Genomic DNA, 21,326 nt, shown 5'->3' with positions numbered 1-21,326 from the left:
GGCGCCGATGAATTACACTGTTCAATGTCAATGGTTTTCCTATAGGCGGATCAACATGCAGTCACATGACGACGATCTTGAAAATTTCGAAGCGCATGGCGCCGAGCCTTTGCCGGCCGCCACCGATCAAGGCTACGTCGACCATGACGGCGCTCGCATCTGGTATGCAAGCTACGGATCAGGCGTTCCGGTGATCCTGCTGCATGGCGGCCTCGGCCACGGCGGCAACTGGGGATGTCAAGTGCCGGCGCTGCTCGGCGCCGGTTATCGCGCCGTGCTGATCGACAGCCGAGGGCACGGCCGCAGTACGCGCGATGCAAGAGCCTATACATACGAGATGATGGCGTACGATGTGCTGACCGTGATGGACGCAGTGCATCTGGAAACAGCCGCTCTCGTCGGCTGGAGCGACGGCGCATGCATCGCCCTGACCCTTGCCATGCAAGCGCCGGCACGGATTTCCGGCGTGTTTTTCTTTGGCTGCAATATGGACCCCGGCGGCGTAAATGAGATCGCCTGGCCCAACCTTGTCCTCGATCGCTGTTTCCGCCGCCACGCCGCGGATTATGCACAGCTGTCGGCCACACCAACCGATTTCAAGGCGTTTGCCGATGCCGTCGGCCTGATGATGAAGACGCAGCCCGACTATTCCGCAGATGATTTGGCAGATATCCGCGTACCGGTTGCGATCGTACAAAGCGAGCATGACGAGTTTATCAAACCCGAACATGCTGAATATCTCGCCCGCAGCATTCATGGAGCGGAACTGATCCGGCTTCCCGGCGTGAGTCATTTCGCACCGCTGCAAAGGCCCGGGCAGTTCAACAGCGTGATGCTGGCATTTCTCGGCAAGCTTCCTGCCTGAGGGGAAATCGTGTAGGCTGGCGCGTCCGCATGGCGACGATCACCCGCACCCGAGAGACCGCATAAAAATGGCACTGCTTCCGCTGACAACAGAGCGACTGATACTCAGAAGATTCACACGCCAGGACCTGGCTTCGTTCTCGGGCTATCGCAATCAGCCGGAAGTGGCTTGCTATCAAAGCTGGTCAAGCTATTCTGCCGAAGATGCAGAAGCGTTTTTTGCACAACAACACGACTTGGCTTTCAATGCCGACGATACCTGGTTTCAGATTGCCGCCGAGCGCAAGGAAGATGCGGTGCTGGCGGGCGATGTGGCGGTGCATTTCTTCGACGGCGGACTGCAGGCCGAGATCGGCGTGACCTTCGATTCTACTTATCAGAAACAAGGCTATGCCTTGGAGGCATTGTCCAGGGTCATTGGCTTGCTATTTGAAGAACTCAAGAAACACCGCATCGTCGCCACCGTCGATGCGTCCAACCTGCGCGTACAGCGTCTGCTGGAAAAGCTGGGCTTCCGGCGTGAAGCACACTTCCGCGAGAATATTTTTTTCAAGGGTGCCTGGTCCGACGAGTATGGTTACGCGCTACTGGCCAGCGAATGGCGGCAGCAACGCTAAAGACAATCCGTTTGCGGAGCGCTGACAATAATACGGTTTCCATTTCTGGAAGCCGTATTTTTTCAACATGTTTACGCGCCATTTTTTTCAGCACCCCTCGTCTCCGCGCAGATACCAATCGGCGCGCGGTTCGCCTTCCTGGGCAATCCCCGCCATGCCTGCCGGCTTGCGCAAGGCAAGCAAGCCAAACTGCCAGCAGTGCATGGCGTCATCTTGAAATTTGACCGTTTGACCTGGCGCCACCGGCAGATCGATTTTCACGCTTGCGATCCTGAGGTCGCCGCCGGTAGTTCGCCGCAGGCGGATGCCGGGCATCAGCACCCAGTTCAATCCGCCATTGGCAACCAGCGTCAGCCATGGTTCTTTGCTGCCCGCCGTACGTAATGACAAGGACTGCATCGCTCCCGCCGGATGCACGGTCTGCTTGAGCGTGACGTACTGCGACCGCAGATGCTTCGGCAAGGCCCCGGGCCAAGGCCCGACCGTCACCAGCTGTTGCCTGCCCAGGTCGAATTGCAGTACGTCATCCGCATTCACGTCTACCTGCTCGACCAGCGTTTCCCGGCTCTCCATCGGCATGCCGTCGAACCGCAGTCGTTCGCTTGCCATACCATGGCCGGCGCAAGCCACTAGAGCTGCAGCCGACAGCAGCAGGTTGAAGTAATGCATCGAGACAGGCATGTTCACATCGCTTATTTTAAACTGCCCAGTTCTTTTATCAAATGGGCCGGGAATGGCTGTTCCAGGGCGATCACGCCGCGCTTCCTGTCCTCGCCTATGCGCAGACCCGCTTTGGCTTCCAACGCCGCCGCTGCAACGTCATGTGGATTCGCGGCCAATATCAGCTTGCTCCAGTCGTCATTATCCTGCATGACGGTGTGGCCGTCGATGTAGTCGAAGGCATAGCTCTTCGGATCCTGCAAGCCGTTCAGGTTCCAATCCAGATAGGCGCCATTGACGCTTCCGCGGCCGATATTGTCGGCTTCCAGCAAGTTGGCTTCATCCAGGCTCTGGCCCGAACCGTTTGAATAATCTATCTTGAAAACCGCATTGCAGGGCCCTTCAGGCAAATCGCAAATCCGATAGGATTTTCCTGTGGCATATCCCGGCACAGGGGAATTGAAATCATTATTGAACGTGTAGTAGTAGCGTTGCAACGGCCCGCCACCGCTTGCGTTGGAAGGCAAGCCATTCAGCTGGTACATGTAGTTCATGATGCTGAAATAATTCGGCTTATAGTTCTGGTCTTCAAAGCCGCCATGATGCAAACCCAGAGTGTGCCCGAACTCATGCATGATGGTGCCGCCCTGGTAATTGACAAGGATGGTCTGCAGCCTGGCACTGTTCGGCGCGAATCCCCATGCGCCCAGCGTCACCAGGAATTTATTTCCCGGCAGCTCGGCAATGCCCGATGAGCCGCCCGCGCCATTGGCAAGCTGCGAGCTGGCCATTTGCATGAAGCGGAACACCGGTTTGCGGCGCACGTCAAACGAGCCGCTTGAATACTTGTAGATGCTGGAACAACCGGCGTCGGGGGTAAAATCGGAATTTGTCTTGGCGGTGGAAGAGAGAATCTGGGTGCATTTCTCAAACGCGACTTTATGGCTGACATCTCCCGATAAATTGAAACTGGCCTGAGACACCGAGGCGCTGAACAAATTGCCGACATCGAAATGGATCTGGATATTGTGCGTCTTGAACGCATCGACCACCTGCTGCAACGCCGCTTTTTGCGGAGTCACTGCTGGATCGGTGGCGCTGTTCATGTAATTGACGTGGATGAAAATATCGCGCTGGCCTTTGCGCGCGCCAAGGCTGTACAGGTCCATGCCGCCAAAGGTGCCGCCCGGGAGTTTGGCTGAATCCGGGATGCCGTCCTTGTCGCTGTCGACCACATTGGCCAGCACGTCGTTCGGTCCGCCTGGCGTCGAGAACGCCACCCGGCTCCAGTCGCTCTTGCTGCCGCTCGCCGTGAAACTGCTGCTCAGCCGCACAATCGACCCGTCGTAGCTATCCAGCGGATCGGGCGTGGAGACCGTGACATAGTTGGGCTTGGCTGGAAAGGCCGCAACGTTGTCGCCGCTCCAGGCCGACGGCGTAATCGGGGTTACCGCCGATGTGCCAAAGCGCACGAAATCGGCGGTCTTGTTATCGGCCGCTGTCAGCAGCTCGACGAAACCTCCGGTGTCGCTCCAGTAAGGCAGATACGTGTTGCTGGCGCCCTTGACCACGGTCGTGGTGGAGACATAGGCGGACTTGTCGGTATCCGTGAGGAAGGGCATGAACTTCCCGGCGATGACGAAGTATCCGCCGGCGGGCACATCCACTTTTGGCAGATTGAAATTCATCGGCGCCGGGCTGATATCCTGGGTAGAAATATTCCAGCCAGTAGCGCGCAAGCGGTAGTCGCTCAAATGAATCGCTTGCGGCGAATTGTTGAACACCTCAACCCAGCTGACGCCATCGATCCGACGATAGTTGGCTGCCACTTCACTGATATACAAACCCGGTTTCACGATTGTCGGCACGGCGGCGACTGCGGGTGTTGTGCTTATTGGCGGAGTAACTGCCGGAGGCGTAACTGCAGGCGGCGTGACGGTTGGGGGCATTGGCGTAACTGTTGGCGCGGCGGCCGGCGATACGGCAACTGCCGTCGACGGCGTAATGGTTGCCGGCGCAGCATGCGGTTGCGCGGCCGCGGCCGACGACACTGCCGTCTGCAGGCCCGTACCGCCATCGCTACAGGCTGCCAGGAAAGAAGCAGCAGTCATGATTGCTAAATTCATTGCCAGATTCATCGCTACATTCGACGTTGCTTTTCTTAGCCGAAGTTTTTGCAAAACATTTGTATCAAGCACGAGCACCCCCCCAAGTAAAAATAGTAGAACGCAGCATGCAAGGCATGCACGTGCGCACGATTTTCGACACGGTCTTACTCTGGATGCCCGTCCAAACGAAAAAAGGGGCCATTTTTCCGAATCATTTTTTGTTCAGGGAATGTGCATCGGACCTTTTCGTGATTGCGGAAAGGATGGGAAATCCGACAGGTTGCGAGGTACGCAAAGGAACCGTGCCGTGTTGACAATAGCTTTAATTGTAAAGCCGAAAAACTGCCAGGCCGCACGGACGGCCATAGACACAGACTGTCAATTTAGACAGTTGACGCGGCATGGCCATAAATGTAAAGTGATACTACCTCTTGAAAGGTAACAATTGGAACAGGCTATGCCTGAAGCTAGGCATAGCCCACTTCCTTCTCCCCGCACGCGGAGTGTAGGTTCAGGCAAGCGCAGGCAAGTCGCCGCGAAACGCCACGTGTACTTTATTTCCATCAGGATCCCGCAGATAAGCACCATAGTAGCCGTCGCCGTAATGTGGCCGCGGTCCCGGCGCGCCTTGGTCTGTTCCACCGGCCGCGATACCGGCGGCGTAAGCGACATCCACGGATTCTTTGGAAGGCGCGCAAAACGCCAGCATGCTGCCGTTGCCAACGCTTGCCGGCTGGCGATCGAAAGGCATGTAGACATAGAACCTTGGCAAGGTCCGGTCCGGCAAAATCCAGCAAACGGCAAGCGGTCCGCCATCCGGCGTGACAACACGCCGTTTCAGGCCGAGCGGAATAAGAACTGCATCGTAGAAAGCTGCCGCACGATCAAGATCGTTGCTGCCTATGGTCACATGGCTAAACATTTAACGCTCCTTTCTTAAAACAATTACCGGCTCGCGCTCGGCGCGGCTGGCGGATAGGTCATCTCATGGTTCAGCGGGGAATTGTGCAATCGAACGTTGCTGGATCGGCGCCGACATGACAATCGAGGTACGGGTTTCACCGTAATGGTTGATACTGCCGACGAAGCGTTCCAGGTGGCGGATGTCCTTGGTAAGGACGCGCAGCAGAAACGAATCCTGTCCCGTCACGTGCAGGCATTCAAGTACTTCCGGCATGGACTGAAGCTGCGCGATCAGGCGCGCCTTGTCAGGTTGCGCCGCGGTGATGCCGATCACCGCCATGACATCGTAGCCGACTGCCTCGGGGCTGACAACGGCTCTGTAGCCGGCGACGATGCCCGCTTCCTCCAACCGTTTGAGCCGTTCCGATGTCGCCGGCAGCGAAAGGCCGCTGTGATCGGCCAACGCCTTCAGCGATATGCGGCCATCGCGCTGGATCGCCGCCAGGATTTTCCAGCCTTTGGCATCGATTTCCATAGTTAAGGTCTCAAGTAAATTCGACAAGAATAATAAAGGTAATATAGCAGTTCCGCCTGATTTCGCTTATTCAATTGCAACGACTATCTTGAGATAATTTTCCTTCCGATGAATCCCTTGCAAAGGATCGAAAGTGAATGTTGTGTTATTCCTGAAGGCGGCCCTGATCGGCCTGTCGATTGCCGCTCCGGTGGGGCCGGTTGGCCTGCTGTGCATCCAGCGCACGATCGCGTATGGACCGCGAATCGGTTTTGCCAGCGGCCTCGGCGCCGCACTGGCTGATGCTACCTACGGTGCGATCGGCGCTTTCGGACTGACGGCGGTCACCCGATATTTTGTCACGCTGGCCACGCCGCTGGCGATCTTCGGCACTGTATTTCTCGGCTGGATGGGATTAAAGCTGCTGCTAGCCAAACCGGCATCCGGCACAGGATCTGCAACCAGCGGCGTGAGTGTCGGCAAGGCCTTTATTTCAGTCTTCGCCTTGACGCTGACCAATCCGATGACGACCCTTTCTTTCATCGCTGTCTTTGCCGCCATCTCCGGCTCGGCGGCAACAGCGCCAAGTGCGGCCGGCATTATGGTGCTCGGCGTATTTGCCGGATCTGCGTGCTGGTGGCTGCTGCTGGCATGCGGCGTGGCGATGATACGCAACAGGATGGGGCCGCGCCTCATGTCTGCCATCAACCGCATCGGCGGCTGTATCCTTCTGCTCTTTGCGGGATGGCAGCTGGTTCGTGTTGTTGGATGAATTGCAGTCACAGCTGCATGCGTATGTTGTAAGCTGTGTCCAGAGCGTCCGGTACATATTACGCCTGGCGCTTAAAATTAATTCTGATATGTCAGATTATGCTTTTGCAGATTCATCAGGCAGTCAATTTACTCCTCGATCGCTCATGTCAAATACAGCAAGTATCAAAATTGTCCATGAATTCTGGCGTCTCATGGCAACGAATGACTTTCGCTCAGTGATGGCGGTTCTCTCACCGTCGTTCATTCTTGAATGGCCGCAATCCAACGAACGAATTCGTGGTGCAGAAAATTTCGCCCGCATGAATAGTGAATATCCCACGGAAGGACGATGGCTGTTCAGAATAAACAGCCTTGTCGCAGCGGAATCGGCAGCGGTGTCCGATGTTTCGATTACCGACGGTGTGCAAAAGGCGCGCGCCGTCTCTTTCTTCACCATTGCCGAGGATAAGATTATCCGCCTGGTTGAATTTTGGCCTGAATCATATACCGCGCCTGCAAATAGAAAACATCTTGTGGAGCCCATCGAATGAAGTGGACAGCAAACCGATTTTTGTTAGTTTGCTTCATGAGCTTTGCCAAAGACAGTCGATAGAAGCGAAAAATCAGCGCCCGAGCTCCCGGCAAAGCTGTTTCAGAATTGATGCCGTACGCCGACCATGGCGCTGGCGCGTGTCTTGACGAAAGCGGTGATAGCACCGCTTTCGTCCGTGCTGACCGGGAAGGCGTAGACATCGAACACATTGGTGGCATAGCCGGCGTCGATCTTGCTGTAATCGGCCTGCAGGTAGACGTTGGTGCGCTTCGATAATTTGTAGTTGAACATGCCCACCACGGTGCGCTTGTTGCCGCTCTGCTCGCGCTGGCGATCGTAATAAAAACCGCCGTACAACTCCACCGCCGGCGTCAAGCCATAGGATGCGCCGCTGGCCCAGACATCGTTCTTTTGCGGCGTCAGATCGCTGCGATGGTTGAGATAGCTGAGAAAGAGTTTCAGGGCACCGATCGGATAGTAGCCGCCGACGGTCCACACTTTGTGATCGGCCACGCCATTGGCGTCATGCGTCTGCTGGTAGCCGGCGCTGACGGCGGCTTGGCCGAACTCATAGGCGATGCTGCCGCCTTCCTTGCCGCCATTGCGCGTGGCGCCGGCCTGTTCGCCGAAGCCCGCCATCAGCGTACCCGAGAAATGGCCGATTTTCTGCTGATACAGGACTGAATTGTCCCAGCGGTTGCCGCCCATATAATTATCGTAGATGAAGCCGGATTCGTAGACATTGGCCCAGCCGAACGGCTCGTTGGCGAACTCGATGTTATACGCCGGACTGTACTGGCGGCCGGCGGTCAGCGTGCCACAGCTTCCCGACAAGCCGACCCATGCCTGGCGACCGAACAGGCGGCCGCTCTGCGCAGCTTTGCCGGTATCGGGTTCGAAGCCATTCTCCAGAGTGAAGATGGCCTGCAGTCCGCCGCCCAGGTCTTCACTGCCCTTCACACCCAAGCGGCTGCCGCTGGCGGCGCCGGACGTCAGCTCCAGCAATTTGCCGCCGTCAATATCCTGGTTAGTGCTGTAACGAATGCCGGTATCGATACGGCCGTACAAGGTGACGGTGGATTGGGCGTCAGCCGCCTGGCTGGCCAATGCGGCAATGCAGCCGCTGATGATGCAGCGTAGTTTCATACTTCCTCCGGTGTCGGGCGAATAGCAAATCGGATTTATTGAATTGCGTCAGGAGTGACCACAATCCAGTTTTTGTCGGCGGTCACCGGCAGGCCAAGCGCCTTCTGCCGTGCCGCGTTTCGCTGCTGCATGGCGTTCAGCTGCTGCATGTATTTATCCTTGCGGTTGACCCAGACCCGCACCCCGCCATTTTCCACATCGGTTTTATGGAACAACATCGGGCCGTCGCTGACCGGCGTATCGCCCGCCACCAGGATGGGACGCTTCCATTCATCGATATAGGTGTTGATGGCCGCCGACTTGCCTTCGAACCAGGTCAGCGGCGCCCACAGCGTGGAGGTCAGCTCGTAATCTTGCAACGCTTCCGGCTGGTAGCGCCCTTCTGTCACCAGCTTGCGGACCGTGGTGAGTTCGCCCGTCTTGCGATTCTTAAGCAGCATACTGACGCCGATGACGTTCTGCGGCTTGACGTTATAGCCGTATTTCGAATCGGCCAGCAGCATGCGCGCCAGGTCCTCGCTGGCGGCGCTCATCACGTACACTTCAATGCCGTTTTGCATCAGCGCATGGTATAGCTCGCGCATGCCGGAGAACAGCCTGGGCGCTTGCACCTCGCCGTTCTTGGGTTCGCCTGCTTCGTAATACTGCACCGGCAGCGGCTTACCGTGAGCCATCAATTGATCGACCTGTTCTTTCAGCTCACGCAAGGTGAAGCCGGCGAACACTTGCGCCACCCAGGGATAGCAAACCTGATCGTCGATTTCGCATAGCCGCTGGTAATAGCTGTACAGGCTTTCCTTGAATTGCGGCGTATCCTTGAAGGGAATCAGCCTGAGCGCAGGCGGCAATTTATAGCGCGTCAGCAAGCCCTTCATTTCCATGAATGGCAGCAGCGATTCTTCAAGGTCATAGCGGTAGCTGGTGTTGTCCATGTCAAACACCGCATACGCGCCCTGGTTGGCATTGGCGGAAATCACGCTCTTGAGTTTTTCGGCTGCTGCTGCCGGCCAATGCTCCAGCACGATTTCAGCGTGAGTCAGGCACGATACCGCATACAGCGCCATGCCAAGCGTAACGCCAGTCCACCAGCTTCTTGTCTTACTGCTCGCCATGCCATTCCCCTTCCAATGATGTGCATCCGGATCCGAAAATCTGCAGCGCAGTCGGTCAAGGCATTGTGGGATTCATGATATGGCGTCGATTGCGATCAAGCGACGGGAAACATAAGACATGCGACGGTAACCTGCACTACGCCAAGGCCGGCGAATCGCTGCCGAAAAAAAATCGGGATGCGTAAATCTAGGCATCCCGATCTATTTGAAGCTGAACGCCAGGAACCATCGCCTGGCGAAATTCAGCGCATCATGCTTTACTTGTTGATGGTGGTTTTGTCGCCGCTGAAGCCGCTGTTATCCATAATCGTCTGCTGCGATTCCAGCGTCCGGATACGATTTTGCAGAGCGCGCAATTCGCTGCGTGCTGCCTGCTGTTTGCTGCTCAAGACTTGCGTTTGCTGGCGCGCCTGTTCCTGCTGCGTGCTGACATTCTGCTCTTGCTGCTGCTGTACCACCAGATCGTTTTGCAAAGCGCTCAGGCGCGTTTCCTGGCTAGCGATCTGTTGTTCGGTGTATTGTTTTTCCGCTTCCAGCTGGATCCGGCGAATGTCGATCGCCGCCAGCTTTTCAGTCTGGGCGACGAAGCTTTTGTAGATCTGCTCGGCTTGGGTATCGGAGGTGGTTTTTACTACGCGCCAGAAATTCTTCTGTTGGAAAAGCGCGACATAATAGGTGCGGTTATCGGGCTTGAACAACAAGCTGGAACCGTAATTGCCGTTGTAAGTCGTGCGCAATTCACTGACGCCTTGGCTCTGCATGAGCTGTTGCAATTCACTGATGGTGCTGTTGCCGCTGGCGACCGGCTTGATGCTGGCGGCCGGAGTCGGAGAAACGGTTGCCGGCGCCGGGCTGACGGTAGACGATTGCGCCATTGCATCGATCGACAAGCCGGCAATGAACAATCCCAGTCCTAAACCGCGAACCGCATTGCGTACAGTTACTTTCATCCCCTGATTCCTTCGCTAACATTAATTTTTATCGACATAAGCTACACCATGCAGTCAATTTTATCTGCAATTTTATTGTTACTGGGCATTGTTTTTACTTAAAACGCTATTGTTGCTTATTTTACCATCAGCATCCCTCGGAAATCCCTACAGACAAGTCCCAAAATAGCGTCGAAAAGAAGAAAAACAGCGTTGAATGCGCCACTGCCGCGCCGAGGAGGTTGTCGGACTTAGGATGATCGGCTACTCAGCCTCGCCAATTGCCTCGGTATCGGCGATCTGGAACTTGCGCATTTTTTCCCACAACACCTTGCGGCTGATGCCGAGCGCATGTGCGGTGTCCTGGCGGCGCCAGCCGTTGGCGTCCAGCACCGATAAAATCCGGCTACGTTCCGCCATATCCCATTTCTTGCGCACCGCAGTCAGGTCATTGCCCTCCACCAGGCGCTCCATGGTGCCGAGCGTGTCGAACACACGATCGATACGCGCCCTGTCCCAGACGCCCAGTTGACGATAGATGATCCCGACCCGTTCGGCGACATTGCGCAGTTCACGCACATTGCCGGCGAATTTTGCCGCGGCCACCAGTTCCAGCAGCCATTCAGGCGGCGGCGGGATGTCGTCATAAGTCTGCGCCAGCAAAGTGCTGAAAATCGCGATCTTGTCGGTACTGCCGCGCTCTTCCAGGTTCGGCACCCGCAATTCGATCACCGCCAGCCGGTAATACAAATCGGCACGGAACATATCTTGCTGTACCTGCTCCCGCAGGTTGCGGTTGGTGGCGGCCACCAGCCGGAAATCCAGCTTGACCTCGGTTTGCGAACCCAGTCTGGTGACGGTGCTCTGCTCCAGCACCCGCAACAGCTTGACCTGCTGATACAGCGGCAGATCGCCGATTTCATCCAGGAACAAGGTGCCGCCGTCAGCTTGCTCGAAATAGCCTTTATGCGCCAGCAAGGCGCCGGTAAAAGCGCCCTTGGCATGACCGAAAAACAGCGACTCGAACAAACCATCCGGGATGGCGCCGCAGTTCACGGCGACAAACGGCCCGTGACGATACCGGCCATGGCGCTGGTGTAAAAGCTGGGCGATGCGTTCCTTGCCGACGCCGGTTTCGCCGATGATCAACACGCTGGATTCGCAATCGGCAAACGCCTCCGCCTCCGCCACTAGCGCCTGCATCGGCTCGGATTGCGCAATCAACGGCTGCGGCGCACGTTCGGCGCTAGCGCTGGCATGCAGCTCGGACGCCAGGCGGAACACCAGTTTGCGCAATTCGGCGCAGGTAAAGTCGAGCATCAGGATATGCGAATACTCGACCGGGTAGACGCGCGGATTGGCCGCCCTCCCCACTTCCGCTACCCAGATCACCGGCATGCCATGCGATTTTTGCCAGGCGTCGGCGGAAAATTCGGAATGCTCGATCACGGTCACGGAAATCACGGCGATCGATGGCCGCGACGACACCTGGTCGCGCGTCACCGGCAGACCGTCGGCGCGGATCACCTCGATATCGAAACTCGCCAGGCAAAGCGAAATCCGGTCGGCAATATCAGACTTGCCTTCCCATATATAGATATCGAGACTTTCTTGCAAAGGCTTGTTTTGCATGGTCATCTCTTTCAGTCACCGTCGCGCAGTGCCGGCTGGATCGCCGCCGGCGCTTGGGTCTGGCGCGCCATCAGGTCGCGGATTTCAACCAATCGTTCGTAGATATTGAATGCCAGGACTCCCTGTTCACTGAGCAGGCGCCAGATCAGCAAGACCAATAGCGTAGCGCCAAGCGCCAACAAAGTATGAGCAACGCCGCCAGTGTTAATACAGCTCTGTTCGCTAGCGATCACAAGTACGCCCAACCAGCAGATCAATTTGATCATATAGGGAACAATAATATGTTCACCTTCAAACAAACTGACCAGTTTGCTGCAACCTTTTTTTGTTATCACTGTGATTCCGTCATTTGATATGCCATTTTCAATAAACCAGTTTTACATTTCCACAACTGATTGCAGATACATCTAAGGTGCTCTGTCCAACACCAAGTCCCAATAACGAAAGTGCCGAATCAAGAACACCGCCCACAAGGGACAAAATCGGGTTTAGTAGCCCCCCTAGTGCGCTTAGCAAGGGATTCAATATGCTTAAAATCCCTCCAAAAACAAAGGTCCCAGGTTGAATAATGTTCCCTAAAATGCTGCTCAAAGAAGAGCCAACTGGCTTCGGGAACGGCGCACTCATGGTTAACGTTTTACTAGGATTAGTCAGCGACGCGTTGATCCCGAGACTCACCGTCGGGATTCCAAGAACACTAATTACGTTTACCTGATTTGCCGGTTTTGACACGTCGGGGCAGGAGAATGGGGCGCCATTATTAGTTTGCCCATTTGCCAAACAGACTTCAGCCAAACCGGGCTGAATAGAGAATGTCGCGCTTTGCGGCGCATTGCATTGCAAACTGTTCAGCGTGGCTTTGCCGGGAGCGAGATCGACATACAGCGGGAGACTAAGCAATCCAGGTATATTGGCATTGAGACTCAGCCGCAACTGAGCCGAAGTTGCTGTCGCGCCTACACCCACTGCAATTTGTGGCGGCTCAATCAATTTCAAACTCAAACCGGCAACACCAGGTATTGTCGCAGCAGCATCAATAAAATTACTTTTGTTGGCGACCTGCAAGGTGCCAACATTTAGCAAATCCAGGACATTAATCTGCGTGTCCAGCGCAGCAATACCATTTGCTGCATTCAGATTCAAAATATTCCCGATTGTTAAAAGAGTCCCGCCTAATGTTCCTGTTGTAAGTTTCACGAGGTCAGCGACATTTATATTTGCCACCTGCGCCGGGGTCAGTGCGTTAATAGTTGCATTAACGAGCTGCGCCAAGGAAATCTGGGTGTTCGCGACTTGAGTGACGGTGCCAACTGTAATATTCAGATTGGCCAGCACTTTCAACAAAGATACTTGGGTTCCAAGCAGCCCATTATAAGTTACAGCACTCAAGCAAATATTACTGCCCAAGAGACCATTGACCAAGATTGATGACAATGAACCGCTAGCACTACATAAAGATAACAAACCCGTTCCAAGAGAAAATGCTGCCGTAGGACCACTACCGGATGCAATCGCCACAGCGGTAAGCTTCTGTGGAGCTAAACCAAAAAATGTTGGCACTGTTTGAGTCAATACGACCTTTACCGAATTCAGCTGTGTCCCCGAGACCGGCGCAGCAAAGTAGGCGGGCGCCGCGGACGCGTTGACTATCGGATCCCAGAGGCCGCAGGCAGGAATAATTGTATTCACCATTGCATTTGGAGCGGCAGTCGAAAAACCATTTGTCTGTGCATTGCCAATCGCGGCCTGCCACGGAGCATCAGCTGCCACGCAGCCAGTTGGATTGCCACTTAAAGGTACACTGACCAGCTGCTGAGCGCCCGCCAGCGCGGCCAGATCGGCGGCTTTCTGCAAATTACGCTTCATGTAAAACACGTACCCGATATCGATCGAAGACAGGAGAACGACGATAATCGACAAAAAAACCGCCGCCATCACGACCACTGAACCTCGCGCTCGTCCCATTCCACCCTGGCGTTGGCGCAAGGGCAAAAATCGCGCGGCAATATGGGTCAAAAGTGAATTCATGATAAGTTGGCGTCAGTGTGATGTCGCTATCCGTGTTAAATGATCAATCCGATTGTTTCTTCGTCACCTTGTTTTCATAAAATTCAGGCAGCGGATGCTTGAAACTTTCCAGATAACGTTCCCAGCTGACGTCCGCAGTCGCCCCCAGCATCGGCAAATGCGCGCCGGCGACGCGGCCGTCCACCTGGGCCTGCAACAAGGTATGAGTGACATCGCCGATCCGCACTCTGGCATGCCGCCTTGATGGCAAGGGAGCCGTCGATGACTGAGCCGGTTCAGCATCGACCGCAGCTGTCTTCGGATAAGCGGCGGCGCTAACCGCCGCTGGCGTTGCAGCCGGTGTGGCGGGATTTACAGCATGGACAGGTTCCTGCAACAATGCGCCGGTAAGCGGCGTCATGTTCTGCGCGGCCACCGACGAAATGCCGGCTGTCGCCAACAACACAGAAGCTGTAAGAAAAATGTGCTGAAGAAGAATTCCTTGTGCTTTCATTCTCTACCTCTTGTAGCAAAAATTAAACTGCGTGACGAATTTCCCGGGACTTAGCCGCCATTACCGAAGCGGTCCATCATTGATTGAAACTGCGTGGCCGGCAACGGCACCGGACTGGTATTTTTGGTCGTTGGCACAACAGCGCCGCCGATACTGGCCTTGACCGGGTCAACTGCCTGACTCACCGGCTGCCGCTGACCGATTTCGGCCGCCAGGCTATATATCCTGGCGCGGCTGTCTTGCGGCAACGCAGCCTTGTCCATGACAACGCGCGCCTTTTCCGGGTCTCCAGAGACCAGCAGCAACAGCGCCAGGTTCCCTATCATCTTGCGATTGTCCGGCGCGAGTTCGGCGGCTTGCGCCAATGGCACCCGGGCAGACGCAATATCGCCGCTGCGCAGCATGGCATAGCCAAGATCGCTCAGCATCACCGCATTGGTGGGCTCGCGCCTGGTGGCTTCGCGCATCGCTTTTACGGCGGCTGGGTAATCGCCGTTTTGTGCAGCCAGCAAACCCAGGCCATGCCAGGCCGCGCCCGCTTCGTCAGAAGTCAGCAGCTTGCGGTACGTAGCGTCCGCTGCGGCGTCCTGGCGGGTTTCGCGCAGTGCATCTGCGCGCAAGCGCTGCACTTCCGGCGTACTGCCGTTTTTCTGCTCGTAAGCATCGATATGCGCCAGTGATGCAAAGTACATTCCCCGCTCTTGCATTTGCCGGATCAGGCCGAGATACATCCCTTTGTTGTCCGGCGTGGGGGCTTTTTCTTCTGCTTGCTGACGTAGTTGCGCCGCTTCGTTTTGTTGTGCATATATTTTTGCCGCATCGCTGGCGCAACCGCCCAGAGATAGTAAGCAAAGCGCGAGGGAAGACGGAAAAATCCAGGTCCGCACAACATGCTTGTGCGAAGAAAATTTCCCCTCATTGATAATTTTCGTGGAAAAATTCATCCCTGTACTCCCATTTTCGACAGAGCGCGAATCACAGCCAAAAAACCCACGCCACCGGTAATCACCAGCAATCCCGGCAGCAGGGTCAATACCATGACTCCTGTCATTTTCACCGTCAATTTTCCGATTCTCTCTCTCATGTCCAATTTGCGTTGCTCACGAATCCGCTCGCTGAACAGCTTGAGCGGTTCTTGCACCGCACCTCCGTGATGTTCCACCTGCACCAGCAAGCGCGCAACTGCGTGTAGATCTTCGTTGTCGAACACAGTGGAAAAGCGCCGCATCGACTGCTCACGGCTGCGTCCCGTGCTGTATTGGCGGCCGGCGATCGTCAGTTCTTCACCCAGCACTTTCAGCACACTCCTGAATTCGTTTTCAATCACATGCAGACTCTGATCGACGGACAGGCCGACGCCCTGCAGCAAACGCAACAAGTCGATTAGCAAGGGCAATTCCTCCGCGGCCTGGCGCTGGCGCTGGCGGGCAGTGCGCGACATTACCCATTTTGGCAACATATAACCCAAGGCCAGGCCAAAAAATAGAATCAGCATCGCGGACAGCCATCCGCCGCGATGAAAAAATACCAGGCCTAACAACGGCAGGCAAATCGCCAACACAACCCGCGCAGCAAAAAATAGAGATTTTCCTCGTACGTCATTGACGCCGCACTGATCCAGCAAATGCCTATCCTCCTCCGCTACCAGCTGCTGCCCTAGCGGTGTATCCAGCCAGTTAGCGCTGAACGAAACAAGTCGCTCACGCCAGTCCGGCCGTTGAGAGATCGCAACGGGCGCGGCTGTCGGCCGGTCGTGAGAGGCAATTTTTTCATCGACCGTAGCGAGATTTCGTTGCAGCCGCCATGCCCTGGCCAGCAGCGCAGCACCTACCAGCAACAGGGCTGCCGCAAGCAACAAGACTGCAAGAATGATCAGCATATGCTGTGTTGTGTTCACTTTATTTCCGTCTCAAATAATGCCGTGCAAAGCATCGACTGCAAGGTTAAATCGATTTTGCCAGCCGATATAAACCATAGCCGCCAACGACTTCCAGCATGAATGCACCAATCAACATTTTCTTGCCGATCGGATCAAGCCACATGCCGACAAACATATTGTTATTAAAAACAATCAGGAAGATACCAATGGCAATTGGCAGTATTCCCATAATCCATGCTGACAGGCGAATTTCCGCTGACAAGGAAGCCATCTCATTTTGCGCATGTTCCAGATCGCGCATGAACGCGGCCATGCGCTCAAGAACCAGATCGGAGCGCCCGCCAAACCGAGCGGAAACACCGATCACCGCCGCCACCAGATCAAGTTCCTTGAATTTATATATCGTGGCTTGCTGGCGCAACGCATGTTCCAGATCGACACCGGCCTGGACTTGCCGGTTAGCGCGCTCCAGAATTATCCGCAAGGGACCTTCAGTGCTGCCGATACCAGTCTGAAAAGCTGCGCCGATGCTGTTGCCAATCGTGACCAAGCGCACCAGAGTATCCAGGAAACCAGGCAATTGCCGGATCATGGTTCGTTGCATTTTCGAAGTTTTTAGCCAAAAATAAAAAGCCGCCAGCATTGCATATAACAATACCGTCCCTAATGCCGAGAGCCAGCCGCCGAAGATCAGCGCCAGCAATGTCAGTATGACGCCGGGTACGATTATCCGGGCGTACAGCTTGCCACTAGGGTGCTGGATTCCGGCGCGCAAAAAGAAATTGCGCAATGCTTCTGTCGTCAACTGTCGTTGCGGTACTGCTTCGTTCGCGCCCTGCGGTTGCGGTTGCAGTTGCGCCTGCTGCATTCCTTGAATCTGCCGGTTCACGAATGCCGCGCTGACATCTTGCCTGGTACGTTGCTGCGCGCGCTGCCACAACCATAGCGCGCTGCCGGTAAGCAGCAAGGCAACCGCAATCAGCCAGAGAGCAATATGCATGATTAGCGTTTCCCTGGCTGACCGCTAGTGCTGTAGCCGGGACCGCCGGTATTCGGGCTACCGGTGCTTTGCTGGCCAAGCTGGCGCTGACGCTGCAGTTTCGGCGCATGCGGAAAAATTCCCAGCGAGACCCAACGGTCCGCTTCTTCGCCATCCGCTCCGATAAAGCTCTCGTGCCGATACAGCTCCTGCAGGGTGATGATGTTGTCGCCCATGCCGGTTACTTCGGTAATCGAAACGATGCGTCGCCGTCCATTCGAAAGGCGGCCGATTTGTACGATGAAATCGAGCGCGCCGGCGATCTGACGCCGGAGGCTGCTTTCGCTGCCTTGAAAGCCGGCGAAACCTGCCAGCATTTCAATCCGGTAGAGGCATTCGCGCGGCGAATTGGCGTGGATCGTGCCCATCGAGCCGTCGTGGCCGGTGTTCATCGCTTGCAGCATTTCCAGCACTTCGGCGCCGCGCACCTCGCCGACGATAATCCGGTCAGGGCGCATGCGCAGGCTGTTGCGGATCAGGTCGCGGATGCTGACTGCGCCGGCGCCTTCAAAACCGCCGAGACGGGACTCCAGGCGCACCACATGCGGATGGTTAAGCGACAGCTCCGCAGTATCTTCCACCGTGACGACGCGTTCGTTTTCAGGGATGAAAAACGCCAGCGCGTTGAGCAAGGAAGTTTTACCTGAGCTGGTGCCGCCCGATACCAGAATATTGCATCGGGCCTTGACTGCGTTATCCAGCAGTGAATAGATCTCGTCATTCATGGTGCCGAGATTGAGCAGATCGGTAGGCTTCAGCGGCTCCTTGCGGAATTTGCGAATCGAGACCATGGGGCCGTCTACCGACAGCGGCTCGATCACCACGTTCAGACGGCCGCCATCCGGCAGGCGCGCATCCACCATCGGATTCGATTCGTCCAGACGGCGTCCCAGCGGCGCCAGGATCCGCCTGACGATACGCAACAAGTGCGCGTTATCGGTAAAGCGCAGCGTCTCACGCTGCAATATGCCGTGGCGCGATACAAACACATCGTTGTAGCCATTGATCAGGATATCTTCGACCGTCATATCGGCCAGCAAGTCTTCCAGCGGGCCCAGTCCGGCCAACTCCTTGGTCAAGGCATCGGCGATCTGCCGCACCTCGGATTCATTCAAGGGGATCCGTTGCAGGCGTACAAAGCCATCGACATCCAGATTGACGAATTGCTGGATCGCGCTGCGCGACCAGCGTCCGAACTCCGCCCCCAGTTCTTCGATCCGCGTCAACAGATGATCGTAAGCCGCCGTCTTGATATCCTGGAATTCCTGGGTATTCGAGAACGTCTGGTCGTCATCCGCAAATTCAATCTGGTTACTCACGTTTATATCTCCCGTCTTTCATCAGGGGCCGCTGCTTGTCTGTCTTCTTCATGTGGCTGGACAGGTTCCGGGTGAGCGGCGCAGATCGGTCTAAATCACGCTTGCATCAATTAAATTACAGGTCTATTTCCGTAACAGTATTTTTGGGAGCCAACGCCCCACACCCAACTTGTGCGGCACGGTTTCCTCGTGGTTGAGCAAGCCATCGATCAGTCCATCAACTGCGCGTACATAGGAATCGTGAGGAGCAACTTCATGCAACAGCTTGCCGCGATTGGCGCTGGCGGTGAGTTTCAACGTGCGCTCCGGCAAAGTGGCCAGCAAAGGCAGCTTGAAGCGTTCAGCGATCTGATTGGCGCCCATGCCGAAACGGTCATCATAACGATTCACCACCAGATGGCGCTTGCCATCATCCGGATGGCGACCATTCAGCTCTTGTAGAGTGCCGGCCAGCGACACCAGCGCACCGACGCTTTGGTCGGTCACCAGCCATACCTGATCGGCGGCGCCGGTCAGGTTGGCGATAAATTCGTGGTTGGTGAAGCCGCCCAGATCGGCGATCAGCACATCGAAATAAAGACGTAGGCGATCCAGCAAAGCCAGCGCATCGTGATGCGATACGGTGCGCATCTCGCTCAGGCTATGCGGCAATGAAATCACGGTAACGCCACCGGGACTGCGCGGTAACGCTGTATGCACCAGCGTTTCGTCAAAGCGGCGCAAATTGCGCACTGCTTCCGCGAAATCGAAATTACCCGTGGCGCTCAGGTACAACTTGCCATCGCCGGCAGGCAGTCCGAGATCAAGCAATGCCACCCGGCTATCGGCTGCGATCCGCTTACCGCCATGAATACCATTACGTTGCTGAATCATGTCCGCCAGATGCGCAGCCAGGGTGCTGGTGCCGATGCCAGAACGAACGCCGAGCAGAGTTACCAGCTTACCGCGCTTGACCGGCGCCGGATTGCGCGCCGCCGCCTTTGCCAGCACGCGCTGAACCACTTCGCGGGCCTCGTCTTCGGAGGCGCTGACGTCGATGAAATCACTCACGCCGGCGCGCAACGCCGCCACCGTACCTTCGGGGAAAGCCATGGAACCGACAGCCACCAGCGGCAGAGTTGGAAGTGTTTTACTCAGTGCGCGCGCGAGCTCAATCGCGTGTGCGGTGATGCCAGGCGAATCAAGCGACATCACGCCGGCGTGATCGTGTGCATGCTCAATGCCTGAAAAATCCAGTAAAACCAGCAAAGGATTAAGTTCGACTATACGTGACAACAGCTCCGCTACATCGGCCTTTTCTTGCAGCAAGGTACCCCACTTACCGAGGGCGGCCCCAAGCCATTCGGCCTGCGTACTATTGCGCGAGCAAAATACGAAGCGGCTGAGCGACGTCAATTCATTCAAAGCTTTGTTACGAGCATTCATCATGTGATCCAAAAATGGTTGTCGCTTACTTCGAAAATCCCGGCAACTCGTCTCGACTTGCTCCTCCTAGCAGATAGCTGCCCCACGCGGTTCCCCCGGTATTGCGGCGCTCGTTCTCACCTGGCGTTGGCAGCGGCACATCTTTTGCGATGGCTTGCACCACATGCGGCGTCACGATGATCACCAGTTCTTTATCGTCCTGCGTATAGTTCATGTTGCGGAAAAAACTGCCTATGATCGGCAGATCGCCAAGTAGTGGAATTTTTTCCACATTCGATTTTGTGGTGCGCGATACCAGCCCGCCGATAATGAAACTTTCCCCGTCGCCCAGTTCCACCGTGGTGTCGGCGCGGCGGGTGGTAATTGCCGGGATAGATACGTTGTTTGATGTGATGGCGTTGGTATAGTCGAGCTCGCTGGCCTCCGGAGCAACTTTCAATGCAATCCGGCCTTTCGCCAATATGGTTGGAGAAACCGTCAGACCGATACCGTAAGGCTTGTACTGGATAGTGATTGACCCCAAGCCCGCGGATTGCGGGATCGGCAGCTCCCCTCCCGCCAAAAAACTTGCACTCTGTCCTGACAGGGCGGTCAGCGTGGGTTCGGCCAACACCCTGGCAAGACCATTGGTTTCAATCAGGCGCAGGTTACTGGTCAAGCTGTAGCTGCCTCGGGTAAGTGAAGTCAGCAGGCCTACGGCCGAAGATGCCGTATTTAAACCACCATTGGACGCAAGATTGCTGCCGAGATTGAAACTGAAATTTCCGCGCTTCAGGGTGGCGCCAAAGTCAAAGCCAACCGCCTTCAGCACCTGCTTGCTGAACTCGACGATCTTGACGTCTATCTGCACCACACTGCCGCTGCTGATGTTGGAAATATCAAGCACCTTACCTTTGCCAACCGCATCGGCTGCAACCGCACTGCTGCCCAAATGGTCCAGCAACGACGGCGCCTGGCCACTGATCAACGCGGCACCGCCTTGTACGTGCACCTCGGCGCCGGGTTGGCCTGCCATCGTCGACTGCAAGTCGCCTTGCACCTTGATGCGCCAGGTCTTGGCTGGCAATCCCTTGGCCCATGCAGTCACTGTAGTGCTGCCCGCCTTTTTCCCGACCAGGATCACGCTGCCGTTTTTGCCGCCGCTACCTTTCACCATCATTACATCTGCGACTTCGGGGTCGGCAATGGCAATGCGTTCCAGCGTGCCGTTAACCGGCAGGCTTTGCTGTTCGCGCGCGCCCAGCGAAATATCAGCGGCGTCGACGGCGGCCATTGATATTGCGGGGATGATATTGGCACTCAATAACAACGGCAGAAATAGGTCGTGAATTTTCATGAGTGCGAGTTATCCT

General features: G+C 55.9%; 21 protein-coding genes. 4 read left to right on the top strand and 17 right to left on the bottom strand.

Features of this window, described 5'->3' with window-relative positions:
• The first annotated feature begins 55 nt into the window (after positions 1 to 55).
• Positions 56 to 865 (top strand): alpha/beta hydrolase, encoded by an 810-nt coding sequence (locus ABI171_RS13555; RefSeq protein ID WP_348093088.1) that lies wholly within the window; start codon positions 56 to 58, stop codon positions 863 to 865.
• 67 nt (positions 866 to 932) lie between these two features.
• Complete coding sequence (locus ABI171_RS13550; protein ID WP_348093087.1) at positions 933 to 1,481, top strand: GNAT family protein; 549 nt, start codon at positions 933 to 935, stop codon at positions 1,479 to 1,481.
• 87 nt (positions 1,482 to 1,568) lie between these two features.
• Here ABI171_RS13550 and ABI171_RS13545 read toward each other — a convergent pair whose 3' ends face one another.
• The 4 genes from ABI171_RS13545 to ABI171_RS13530 all read right to left on the bottom strand — a co-directional run bounded on the left by ABI171_RS13545 (position 1,569) and on the right by ABI171_RS13530 (position 5,687).
• Positions 1,569 to 2,162 carry a hypothetical protein gene (locus ABI171_RS13545; RefSeq protein WP_348093086.1) on the bottom strand — a complete coding sequence of 198 codons (594 nt, stop codon included), beginning with the start codon at positions 2,160 to 2,162 and terminating at the stop codon, positions 1,569 to 1,571.
• Positions 2,163 to 2,173: 11 nt separating this feature from the next.
• Positions 2,174 to 4,267, bottom strand: a complete 2,094-nt coding sequence (locus ABI171_RS13540) for a hypothetical protein (RefSeq protein WP_348093085.1) — start codon at positions 4,265 to 4,267, stop codon at positions 2,174 to 2,176.
• 493 nt (positions 4,268 to 4,760) lie between these two features.
• Positions 4,761 to 5,171: a VOC family protein gene (locus tag ABI171_RS13535; RefSeq protein WP_348093084.1), complete on the bottom strand. Its 411-nt coding sequence runs from the start codon at positions 5,169 to 5,171 to the stop codon at positions 4,761 to 4,763.
• 63 nt (positions 5,172 to 5,234) lie between these two features.
• Complete coding sequence (locus tag ABI171_RS13530; protein WP_348093083.1) at positions 5,235 to 5,687, bottom strand: Lrp/AsnC family transcriptional regulator; 453 nt, start codon at positions 5,685 to 5,687, stop codon at positions 5,235 to 5,237.
• A 133-nt stretch (positions 5,688 to 5,820) separates the two neighbouring features.
• Here ABI171_RS13530 and ABI171_RS13525 point away from each other — a divergent pair, with 133 nt between their 5' ends.
• Together ABI171_RS13525 and ABI171_RS13520 are read left to right on the top strand one after the other, a co-directional pair.
• Entirely contained in the window at positions 5,821 to 6,438 is a 618-nt protein-coding gene (locus ABI171_RS13525) for a LysE family transporter (protein ID WP_348093082.1), read from the top strand.
• Positions 6,439 to 6,583: 145 nt separating this feature from the next.
• Positions 6,584 to 6,970 (top strand): nuclear transport factor 2 family protein, encoded by a 387-nt coding sequence (locus tag ABI171_RS13520; RefSeq protein ID WP_348093081.1) that lies wholly within the window; start codon positions 6,584 to 6,586, stop codon positions 6,968 to 6,970.
• A gap of 101 nt (positions 6,971 to 7,071) precedes the next feature.
• Here the strand turns inward: ABI171_RS13520 and ABI171_RS13515 are convergent, their stop codons facing one another.
• The 13 genes from ABI171_RS13515 to ABI171_RS13455 form a co-directional block, all read right to left on the bottom strand.
• Positions 7,072 to 8,118, bottom strand: a complete 1,047-nt coding sequence (locus ABI171_RS13515) for a porin (RefSeq protein ID WP_348093080.1) — start codon at positions 8,116 to 8,118, stop codon at positions 7,072 to 7,074.
• A gap of 35 nt (positions 8,119 to 8,153) precedes the next feature.
• Entirely contained in the window at positions 8,154 to 9,230 is a 1,077-nt protein-coding gene (locus tag ABI171_RS13510; protein WP_348093079.1) for an HAD family hydrolase, read from the bottom strand.
• Between the two features lie 257 nt (positions 9,231 to 9,487).
• The gene (locus ABI171_RS13505; RefSeq protein WP_348093078.1) at positions 9,488 to 10,180 is read right to left on the bottom strand and encodes a DUF2968 domain-containing protein; all 693 of its coding nucleotides are present in this window, start codon (positions 10,178 to 10,180) and stop codon (positions 9,488 to 9,490) included.
• A gap of 243 nt (positions 10,181 to 10,423) precedes the next feature.
• A complete protein-coding gene (locus ABI171_RS13500; protein WP_348093077.1) occupies positions 10,424 to 11,791 on the bottom strand; it encodes a sigma-54 dependent transcriptional regulator in 1,368 nt (455 codons plus the stop codon).
• Positions 11,792 to 11,802: 11 nt separating this feature from the next.
• Positions 11,803 to 12,057 carry a hypothetical protein gene (locus tag ABI171_RS13495; protein ID WP_348093076.1) on the bottom strand — a complete coding sequence of 85 codons (255 nt, stop codon included), beginning with the start codon at positions 12,055 to 12,057 and terminating at the stop codon, positions 11,803 to 11,805.
• A 97-nt stretch (positions 12,058 to 12,154) separates the two neighbouring features.
• On the bottom strand, positions 12,155 to 13,819 hold the full coding sequence (locus ABI171_RS13490) for a pilus assembly protein TadG-related protein (protein WP_348093075.1): 1,665 nt from the start codon (positions 13,817 to 13,819) through the stop codon (positions 12,155 to 12,157).
• A 43-nt stretch (positions 13,820 to 13,862) separates the two neighbouring features.
• Positions 13,863 to 14,312 carry a DUF3613 domain-containing protein gene (locus ABI171_RS13485; protein ID WP_348093074.1) on the bottom strand — a complete coding sequence of 150 codons (450 nt, stop codon included), beginning with the start codon at positions 14,310 to 14,312 and terminating at the stop codon, positions 13,863 to 13,865.
• Positions 14,313 to 14,362: 50 nt separating this feature from the next.
• Positions 14,363 to 15,004 (bottom strand): tetratricopeptide repeat protein, encoded by a 642-nt coding sequence (locus tag ABI171_RS13480; RefSeq protein WP_348099301.1) that lies wholly within the window; start codon positions 15,002 to 15,004, stop codon positions 14,363 to 14,365.
• A 248-nt stretch (positions 15,005 to 15,252) separates the two neighbouring features.
• On the bottom strand, positions 15,253 to 16,209 hold the full coding sequence (locus ABI171_RS13475; RefSeq protein WP_348093072.1) for a type II secretion system F family protein: 957 nt from the start codon (positions 16,207 to 16,209) through the stop codon (positions 15,253 to 15,255).
• A 46-nt stretch (positions 16,210 to 16,255) separates the two neighbouring features.
• A complete protein-coding gene (locus ABI171_RS13470) occupies positions 16,256 to 17,191 on the bottom strand; it encodes a type II secretion system F family protein (RefSeq protein ID WP_348093071.1) in 936 nt (311 codons plus the stop codon).
• A 2-nt stretch (positions 17,192 to 17,193) separates the two neighbouring features.
• Positions 17,194 to 18,549: a CpaF family protein gene (locus ABI171_RS13465; RefSeq protein ID WP_348093070.1), complete on the bottom strand. Its 1,356-nt coding sequence runs from the start codon at positions 18,547 to 18,549 to the stop codon at positions 17,194 to 17,196.
• A 123-nt stretch (positions 18,550 to 18,672) separates the two neighbouring features.
• Positions 18,673 to 19,977, bottom strand: a complete 1,305-nt coding sequence (locus tag ABI171_RS13460; RefSeq protein WP_348093069.1) for a pilus assembly protein CpaE — start codon at positions 19,975 to 19,977, stop codon at positions 18,673 to 18,675.
• Between the two features lie 22 nt (positions 19,978 to 19,999).
• Complete coding sequence (locus ABI171_RS13455; RefSeq protein WP_348093068.1) at positions 20,000 to 21,310, bottom strand: type II and III secretion system protein family protein; 1,311 nt, start codon at positions 21,308 to 21,310, stop codon at positions 20,000 to 20,002.
• Positions 21,311 to 21,326 lie beyond the last annotated feature (16 nt).

The sequence above is a fragment of the Collimonas sp. genome (genome assembly GCF_039923675.1).
Classification (GTDB): Bacteria; Pseudomonadota; Gammaproteobacteria; order Burkholderiales; family Burkholderiaceae_D; genus Collimonas.
This window is presented reverse-complemented; position numbering and strand designations above follow the sequence as displayed.